The following is a 575-nucleotide window of genomic DNA, read 5'->3' on the forward strand; positions in this document are numbered from 1 at the left end:
CAAGGTGATCGGCTGGGCGATGAGCGAGCGCATGACGGCGGACCTGGTCGGCGACGCCCTCCAGATGGCGCTGTGGAGCCGCAAGATGCCCAAGGGAGTCATCGTGCATAGCGACCGTGGTAGCCAGTACTGTTCGTCCCTGTACCAGTCGTTGCTGACCCGGCACGACCTCCGGTGCAGCATGAGTGCCAAAGGCAACTGCTACGACAATGCCTGCGCCGAGAGCTTCTTTCACAGTCTCAAGGTCGAAGCCATTCACGGCGAGCGATTCGCGACCCGGGAAGCCATGCGACGGCAGGTGTTCGAGTACATTGAGTTGGACTACAACCGGCAACGCCGGCACAGTGCGATCGGGATGATCAGCCCAGAGGCCTTCGAGGCCCGAATGATCGCTTAGATCGGTGTCCACGATTGCTGGGTAAGATCAACCATCGTCTTCATGCAGACGGGCTGGAACGTCTACACCCTGCAACAGGCCGGCCGTCGCTCCTGGCGGATCGGCCAGCGGCAGCCGGTGTGAGTGCTGTACCTCGGCTATGCCGAGTCGTCACAGATCGCCCGTCTGTCGCTGATGG

At 61.7% G+C, this 575-nt stretch carries 1 protein-coding gene; it reads left to right on the forward strand.

All coding sequences use genetic code 11. The annotated features are described in order from the left end of the window. The coding region (locus IOC61_RS15955; RefSeq protein ID WP_195689734.1) for an IS3 family transposase at positions 1-397 on the forward strand (397 nt) is incomplete at its 5' end. Positions 398-575: the final 178 nt, after the last annotated feature.

This window comes from Halomonas sp. KAO (assembly GCF_015595025.1).
Lineage (GTDB): Bacteria > Pseudomonadota > Gammaproteobacteria > Pseudomonadales > Halomonadaceae > Halomonas.